Here is a 7692-nt window from a genome sequence, read left to right as displayed (position 1 = left end):
ATCTCTTTCGCTTTATTTTTATGAAATTTTCCAACTGCTTATCGGTAAAATTTAAAATTTCTTTTCGGTTTTGTAAATTTACATAAGTGTGCCTTATGTCGCAGCATCTATAAAAAATATATTTCCAATTTTTAATTAGCCAGTCTGCTTCTACCATATTTTTATCTGTTTTAAATAAAAACGGCAAAACCCATAAGCCCGCCTTGTAGCCGCTAATTACGATCAATTTTATAAAATTTACTCCATCATCGTCTTTTGCTTTTACTACGACAAAGCTTACATTTTTCTCATATGGATAGCAGGATTTTCTACACTCGATAATATCTCCGACTTTGATCTTTCCGCGAAATTTCAAAAGAGGAATACTAAGCTTTTCTATCAAACTTGTCTTTATGCGTCTATTGCGTCCGAATTTATCCCTAGGTTTTATCAGTCTGAAACCAGGGATTGTTTCGTCGCAATCTTCTTTGTAATCTTTCAGTTCATCGCTACTAAGGTAATTATCGGAGCATATAAATACCTCCTGGGGGCTCGCATTGATGCCGAAATTTGCTAAATTACGAATCAATTGCTCCTTATCCACTACAAATCCCGCTTTGCTTGATAGCATCTCGCTAGGAAGCTCAAAATATCTGTTATCTTTTAAATTTAAAAGGCAAGGATTTTCTGTCCAGAAACATAGCTCATCGCAGACCATAAGCTCATCATCGTTAAATTTTATAATATCGCCTCTTTGTAAATCATTGTCGAAGGTTGATATTGGTAAGATGGTCATTTGAAGTCCTTTTTGCTTGCTAGATTAAACATGTTCATAATAAATTTTCGTTATTTGTAATCGCTAAATTACACCTCTATAACCACATCCTTATACTTTTCATAAAGCCTCGGCTTTAAAATTTTATCACGATACTCTTTGCCCGCATTAGTCATACACATCCAGTGGCTAAATCTACTCCAGGTATCGGGATTCTTCCAAGTTATCTCTGCTTGGGGAGTTATTTTGTCCTCCTCCAAAAATTTATACCCAAAAAAGAAATTATCTCTAAAATAGATCCACTTCTCATAAAGCGACATCCCTAGATCGATCTTGGATAAATTCGTATCGAAGTCAGCCCATTTCTTTCTTAAATTTTCGCCCTCTATGCCGAAGTCTATCATACCCCCTAAAAATAGCTGGCCCATTACTCCGAAGTATTCTCCTGCATATGTAGGATAAGCTGAAATTTCAGGATTATCTTCGTCCGCTAGCTTATAGTCGCTTTGGATAATCCAATATAATTCAAACCATTCGTACCAATCAAAGATTTCATATTCAATGTAATCCAAAATATCTTTTTTTCTGGTACCGGGAATTTGAGCTAATATGCGAATAAACGAATCCATTCAACAATCAAATCCTAAAGCCTTATAAAGTTCTTCATCTTTGTTAAAAACCCAGCCGTATAGTTCATTCGGTTTCAAAATTTTAAATTTCATAGTATCTCCTTTTTAAATTTAATCGGTTGCCGATAGAATTTACCTCATCGATCCGTTTGGTTGATCTCATATAAACTCGTTAATATAAAAATTATTTGATTCCGAGAGTTTAGGCATACTTTTTATTATTTCATCTAAATCGACGCTCTTTATTTCGGCGCAATTTTTTACATCGCCGCAGATGCCGATAAAAATAAGATCGTCTCTGTTTTTGCCTATAAATTTACCCTTTGCGTAATAGCCGCCTTCAAATCTTTCATAGGCTATATAATATAATATTTGCTTTAAAATTTCACTTTGATCCAGCTTGAAATAGGTGCAGAATTTCGCGCCCTGTATATCTTGCGATATGTTGGTGGCGCCCACGGAGCTTTTTTCATATTTTTTAAGATCTATTTTTCGGATATTGTTTTCATCTCCTTCGCCAATTGCTCCAAGCGCGCGGAAATCCCTATCTATCTCGCCGTAAATATCAAAAAACAGATAACTGCCCTTAAAGCTTTTATAGGCGAATTCCTTTACGGCGTCCTTAACAATTTCGATATTTGCAAGCGTAACTTCGGTCTTTTTGCAAGATTCGTTTTTTATCTCGACTTCGATCATCTAGGCTCCTTTATTTGTCTTGCTAAATTTTAATCCATTAGCCATTTTACCACGTATTCCAATAATTCCTCTAAATTTTCGGCTCCGCAACTTCCTTTGAGTTCGTTTTCCGTGGCATTGATGAAAAACCAATCCTCGTCATCTCTATCGACATTTATTTTTATAGGCTTTTTCCCGCTCTCGCCATCGATTTCGATCCACCAGCCCGGGTTATCGACCGTCTCCAGCGTAAGGCCATATTCATGCTCCCATTCTCCGTCGCATTTGGAAGCATACCAGTTTTGTATGAGTTTTAGATTATTCATTACTCCTCCTTTAATTTTATAAATTTTAAAATTCTCGATTTGTTAGGCTTTGATATTGCAATTGAAGCAGGGCTTCTTTGCTATTTAAATTTAATCGCTTATTAAAAATTTCTTTTCCACGCCGTCTTTATTTACGGTGATTATCTTTGAGTTCGGAATATTTAAAAATTTTATAGCTTTTTCATCCAGTTCGGACAATGGCTCCTCAAGATTAAATTTAGTTTTATAGTAATATAGCGAAAGATCTCTTTTGTTGCCCTGCTCCATAAGTTGCATTATGCACCTATCGTTTGAATCACCGGTTATATAGCGGTTTATCATCATAAACGGCTCGCAGCTTTTATGAAAGGGGAAGCGACCGAAGTTAAAAAGATTGCCGACGAGCTCAAATACAAGGACAAAAAACAGAAATAAAATGAATAGCTTGATCATTCTGCGTTTCATTGCGGCGTTTCCTAAATTTTGAAATCAAAAATTCGTTTGTGTTTTAAATGCCAGACAGTATTTGCGCTTAAGTCGCGGGTGCGTCCAAGCGCTAGTAGCGGTCTGGCACAAAATTTACGACGCTATCTCGCCTTTTGCTGCGCCGGTTGCGGCGGATTCGCTTTCGTCCATAATGATGAGCTGTTTTGCGCGCTTAATCTTGGCATCGTCGCGGAACGCCGCACGCACCTTGTCCATGCCGGTGTAAAATTCCTTCATCAAAACAAGGCACAAATACGCGCCAAATTCCGTCGTGTGGATGATCTCACCCTCGATCCGCACGGCTCCTGCAAGCCTTAGCAGGCTAAGCTCTCTGCCCAATTCGCGGCGCAAATTTAGATCATTTGCGGCGTTAAATTTAGCGATATCGATCTCGCCGTTGAAAAGCTCGGTCAAAAAGAGGTATTTTGTGCGCTCGGATCTGCTAAAATCGCAAGTGGCGATGACGGTGCTTTCGTTTTTGCGCACCCTGCTTGCGTAGTCTTCGAGATTAAACGCATTTACGAGCAGCCTGCCGCCTAAGAAACTAAACGCGCCGCTTCCGATGCCTACGTATTCGTGGTTTGTGCCTACATACTCGTCGTTGATGTTTGATTTTTCGCGAGCGAAAGCCCATGCGTTGCTGCGGTGCCAGCTTGCAAATTCCTTGCAGATGATAGAGTAAAATTCCTCTTCGTGATCTACATTGCTAACGCCGAGGCTTCGCGCTATTTGATCGCGCATCAAAGGCGATTTCATCAGCGGATACAGCGTGATCTGCTCCGGTTTTACCGCTTTTGCCGCTTCGATGTCGCGAAGTAAAATTTCGCGAGTTTGAAACGGAAAGTTAAAGATCAGATCCAGGCTTAAAATCGGTAAAATTCCGACCGCTCGGGATAGCTTTTCTTGCAAAATTTCACCCGAGCCAAATTTGTCGTAGCGCGAAGCTTTACGTAAAATATCGTCGTCAAAGCTCTGCACGCCCACGCTTAGGCGGTCTATGAGCCCGCGAAATCGCAGCAAGCTCTCAGGCTCGATGTGGTTGGGATCGCTCTCGCACGAGACCTCTTTGATATTAAAAAGCGACTTAGCAAGCTCCAGTGTGCGCGCTAGCTCATCCTCGTCGATGAGCGTCGTGCCGCCGCCTACATAAAGCGTCTCAAAGTCGTAGCCTGCGTCCTTTGTGCGCTGCATCTCGGTGCGTAGCGCGCTAAAATACGCCTTGCACGCGCCGCGCTCGTAAGCATATTTATGAAAGGAGCAGTACGGGCAAAACGTGTGGCAGAATGGCACGTGTATGTAGAGCATATATTTTTTATCGGGGTTTGGAATTTTAGCGATATTTTCCTGCGTGATGTCGATTCTAAGGGAGTTGTATAGGGATTTTTGCATAGTTTCGGCGGCGTATTTTTTGGCGAAGCTATGCACCATTTGACTGATAAAATTCATAAAACTTTAACCTTTTTTAAACTTAAAAATTAATTTTTGAAGTTTATCGAAAACTAACTTATAAATTTATCAATAATTTAATAAAAAGCGTAGCGCCGCCATATATATTAGCGTAGGAAGCGCTATCGTAACGAGGGAATTGCGAAATTTAGCATGCACGACAAACGCCATAATTAGGCAAAATAGCAGCATCGCCGTTTGCAGCGCGTCCGCGCTAAAAGCCCGCTCGCCCGAAAAGCTAGGCAGCATCATTTTAAGCGCATAGATCGTCAAAACGACCATTATCAAAAGTCCGGAGTTTTTCTGCAAATACGCCAGATTTGGACTCGCGGTCTTTTTCTTAAAAAGAAACAGCGGCAAAAATCGCGTCAAAATCGTAGCGAGCGAGGCCAGAAAGATATAGGGTAAAATTTCCACTACCTGCTCCTTTTTAAGAATTTTCGCAGTCTGCGTCTCGCGCGCGAAGGTCGCTCGAAGTATTTGCGAAAGAGCAGCAATACCGCTGTGCCGAAAATCAGAGTGCCGAATAAAAAGTATTTTGCAGGAAAGATAAAAAGCCCCGCAAACGCGCAGGCAAAGCCCAGAAATAGCACTTTGTATTGCGGATTTGCTTTAAAAACCTCATAGGTTAGCATCGCAAAAAGCGCCGTCAGGCTGAACTCGACTCCGCTAAAATCAAGCTTCAAGCTTGCTCCCAAAACAGCTCCTACAACGACGCCCGCGACCCAGTAGGAGTGATTTAAGACCGCGGTTAGATTATAGAGCAGATCAAGCTCTTTTAATCTTTGCGGCGTTACGGGCTGTTCGCCGCTAAGCTCCTCGGGGCGCAAAAATACACGCGCTTTTAGCAGCGCAAAGGTTTCATCCGTAAGGGCATATACGGCGTAAATTTTATGGCGCACGAAGCGCAGCTCGTCCAGCAGCGACATCGTATAGAAAAAATGGCGAAAATTTAGCAAAAACGCCACGACGAAGGTATCTACGAGCGAGGCGTGGGTTACGATGAAGGCGATCAGCACGAACTCCACGCTGCCTGCGTAGATCAGCAGTGAGGTTAGTGCGAGCGCCCATACGGGCAGGTCTTGGCTGATGCCGTAGATACCAAACGCCAGCCCCAGCGGCATGTAGCCCATCATCACGGCGAGGGTGGATCTAAAAATTTCAAATTTACTCATAGCTTTCCTAAATTTAAAAGCGCGATTGTAACTAAAATTTTATTAAATTTTACAGGGCTTGCGGGCGAATCTATGCCGTCGCTAGCGAGTTTTATGTGGTGTGCGGTCGTAATAGGAGCTGTAAAATTTGCTCGCTTCAGCGCCGTAAAATTTTAAAATTTAGCCTGCGTAGAATTTTGCGAAATTTTAAAATTTCAGAGAGCGGATTTTTAAATTTAGCCTAAAATACGTGGCGCAAAAGCACGAATGCAAACGCCGAAAGCAGCGCCGAGACGGGTAGGGTGATGATCCACGCTAGCCCGATCGGCTTCATCAGCGACCAGTTCGTGCTGTGATTTACCAAGCCTATTCCCAAAATCGCGCCGATTAGCACGTGGGTCGAGGAGATCGGCAGCCCCAGCACCGATGCCGCCATGACGACGACGGCGCTTGCGAGCTCGGCGCTAAAGCCCGAGGCGGGGTGGATTTTGGTGAGATTAGTGCCTACGGTGGCGATCACCTCTTTGCCGATGAACCAAAGTCCCGCTATGAGGGCTACTGCGAACATTATCATAATCTGCTGCGGCACGGGAGTGGAGGGATTGATACTATTCGTAGCCATCGTATCGATGATGGCGGCAAACGGACCCACGGCGTTTGCGATGTCGTTGCTGCCGTGCGAAAAGGCAAAGCCGCTAGCGGTGAGTACTTGCAGCCAGCTAAACATCAAAAACGCGGATTTGTTTAAATTTGAGCGGCGCAGGGTTTTAGCGAAAATAAACATCAAAAGCCAGGTAATCAGCGTCGACATACCGATGATGAGGTAGTTGTAAAAATTCGTAAGCCCGAAATTTAGATTATGCAGCCCCTTAAATATCAGCATCGCCGAGATTACGAAAGCGCCGATACCCGCTACGGCAGGGATTCCGTACTCTAGGGCCTTGTGGGATTTGAGCTTCTCTTTTTTGGCGTCAAGCTCGATCACCTTTTTATAATACTCGCTATCCAGCTCGCTTGGATCGAAATCGGGATCGCGCATCGCGTAAATATCGTGATTTAGCGCTTCTGCATAGGCGATCTTTTGAATGTCGTCCAGAGTCTCGAAGGTCTTTTTATGCAGCTTACGGAGAGATTTTTTTTCGCGCTTTATGCGGTCGATCTTTATTTGAGCGTAGCGGTTGTAATCCAAAATATAATGCTTGATTAGCCAGAAAATTCCAAAGGAGATCACTCCGCCCAAAATCGGCGAGAGTACCCAAGAGATAGCTATTTTACCGATCTTATCCCACTGCACTAGCCACAATGCGGAAGTCTCTGCGGTATTAAGCAGGGCGCCTAGCGTAAGCCCCGAGCCCACGATACCGCCGATGATCGCATGAGTAGTAGATACGGGCAAACCCTTTCTGCTGGCAAAAAGCAGCCACGCGCCCGCCGCAAAAAGCGCGCTCATCATTACGTAGATAAAGTCTCTCGGATGCACGTCCATTTTGCTAAGATCGATTATGCCGCTGCGGATCGTCGAGGTTACTTCGCCGCCTGCGATTACCGCGCCGCTTGCTTCAAATACCGCTGCGATACAAAGGGCTTGCGCGATGCTAAGAGTGCCGCTTCCGACGCTGGTGCCGAAGGAATTTGCCACGTCGTTTCCGCCGATATTAAAGGCCATAAAGATGCCCAAAAATACCGAAACTAAAAATAGCATTTTATCGCCGCTTCCTATAAAACCGAATCCCCAGATAAGAAAATAGATTGTTACGCCGCAGAATATGCCGTAGAAAATGAGACTTATCTTGCTAGATTTCATAGCTCTCCCTTAAAATCCGCGAAATTTTACCACACGCGCCTTAATCCCCACTAAATCGCACGAGAGAGGTATATTAAATTTTACTTTTAAAAGCGAATTTAGTGGCGCGCGCTAAGCTTTATTAAATCAATACTTCGTTACAATCCGCATTAAATTTTAAAACCGAGGCGAAAAATGTCTAGAATTCCGCTGCAAAGCCCGTATTTCGGAATATTCGTAATGCTAATCCTGGCTTTTTGCGTCTTTTCGCTCATCGTTAAGCTATCCTCTTTGGTAGGCTCGCGTTTGGCAGACAGGCGCGACGAGCGGTTAAAGGGCGAAATTTACGAAAGCGGACCCGAGGCCGTCAAACAGCCTAACCGAATGAACTCCCACTTTTTTTTAATAGCCGTGCTTTTCATACTTTTTGACGTCGAGATTATCTTTATGTTTCCGTGGG

At 43.3% G+C, this 7692-nt stretch carries 10 protein-coding genes; 1 reads left to right on the top strand and 9 read right to left on the bottom strand.

Annotated features, from left to right (window positions below):
* The 9 genes from imm45 to Q0257_RS09010 all read right to left on the bottom strand — a co-directional run.
* A partial coding sequence (gene imm45 / locus Q0257_RS09050; RefSeq protein WP_298024257.1) for an Imm45 family immunity protein occupies positions 1 to 775 on the bottom strand: 775 nt, incomplete at its 3' end.
* A 68-nt stretch (positions 776 to 843) separates the two neighbouring features.
* Positions 844 to 1383 (bottom strand): hypothetical protein, encoded by a 540-nt coding sequence (locus tag Q0257_RS09045; RefSeq protein WP_298024255.1) that lies wholly within the window; start codon positions 1381 to 1383, stop codon positions 844 to 846.
* Positions 1384 to 1542: 159 nt separating this feature from the next.
* The gene (locus Q0257_RS09040; RefSeq protein ID WP_298024253.1) at positions 1543 to 2079 is read right to left on the bottom strand and encodes a hypothetical protein; all 537 of its coding nucleotides are present in this window, start codon (positions 2077 to 2079) and stop codon (positions 1543 to 1545) included.
* 29 nt (positions 2080 to 2108) lie between these two features.
* Positions 2109 to 2384, bottom strand: coding sequence for an Imm53 family immunity protein (locus Q0257_RS09035; protein ID WP_298024251.1), 276 nt, complete (start codon positions 2382 to 2384; stop codon positions 2109 to 2111).
* Between the two features lie 90 nt (positions 2385 to 2474).
* Positions 2475 to 2828, bottom strand: coding sequence for a hypothetical protein (locus Q0257_RS09030; RefSeq protein WP_298024249.1), 354 nt, complete (start codon positions 2826 to 2828; stop codon positions 2475 to 2477).
* 114 nt (positions 2829 to 2942) lie between these two features.
* The gene (locus Q0257_RS09025) at positions 2943 to 4295 is read right to left on the bottom strand and encodes a coproporphyrinogen III oxidase family protein (protein ID WP_298024247.1); all 1353 of its coding nucleotides are present in this window, start codon (positions 4293 to 4295) and stop codon (positions 2943 to 2945) included.
* 69 nt (positions 4296 to 4364) lie between these two features.
* Entirely contained in the window at positions 4365 to 4712 is a 348-nt protein-coding gene (locus Q0257_RS09020) for an AzlD domain-containing protein (RefSeq protein ID WP_298024245.1), read from the bottom strand.
* The gene (locus tag Q0257_RS09015) at positions 4712 to 5470 is read right to left on the bottom strand and encodes an AzlC family ABC transporter permease (RefSeq protein ID WP_298024243.1); all 759 of its coding nucleotides are present in this window, start codon (positions 5468 to 5470) and stop codon (positions 4712 to 4714) included. Before Q0257_RS09015 ends, Q0257_RS09020 begins: the two co-directional genes overlap by 1 nt.
* Before the next feature lie 220 nt (positions 5471 to 5690).
* The gene (locus Q0257_RS09010; RefSeq protein ID WP_005869776.1) at positions 5691 to 7253 is read right to left on the bottom strand and encodes an inorganic phosphate transporter; all 1563 of its coding nucleotides are present in this window, start codon (positions 7251 to 7253) and stop codon (positions 5691 to 5693) included.
* Positions 7254 to 7427: 174 nt separating this feature from the next.
* On the opposite strand from Q0257_RS09010, the gene ndhC reads away from it, so the two are divergent.
* Positions 7428 to 7692: NADH-quinone oxidoreductase subunit A (ndhC, locus tag Q0257_RS09005; RefSeq protein ID WP_298024241.1), on the top strand; the 265-nt coding region annotated here is incomplete at its 3' end.

Source organism: uncultured Campylobacter sp. (genome assembly GCF_938018035.1).
Taxonomy (GTDB): Bacteria; Campylobacterota; Campylobacteria; order Campylobacterales; family Campylobacteraceae; genus Campylobacter_B.
Note: the sequence above shows the minus strand (reverse complement) of the source record. Positions and strands in the feature narration are given on the sequence as shown.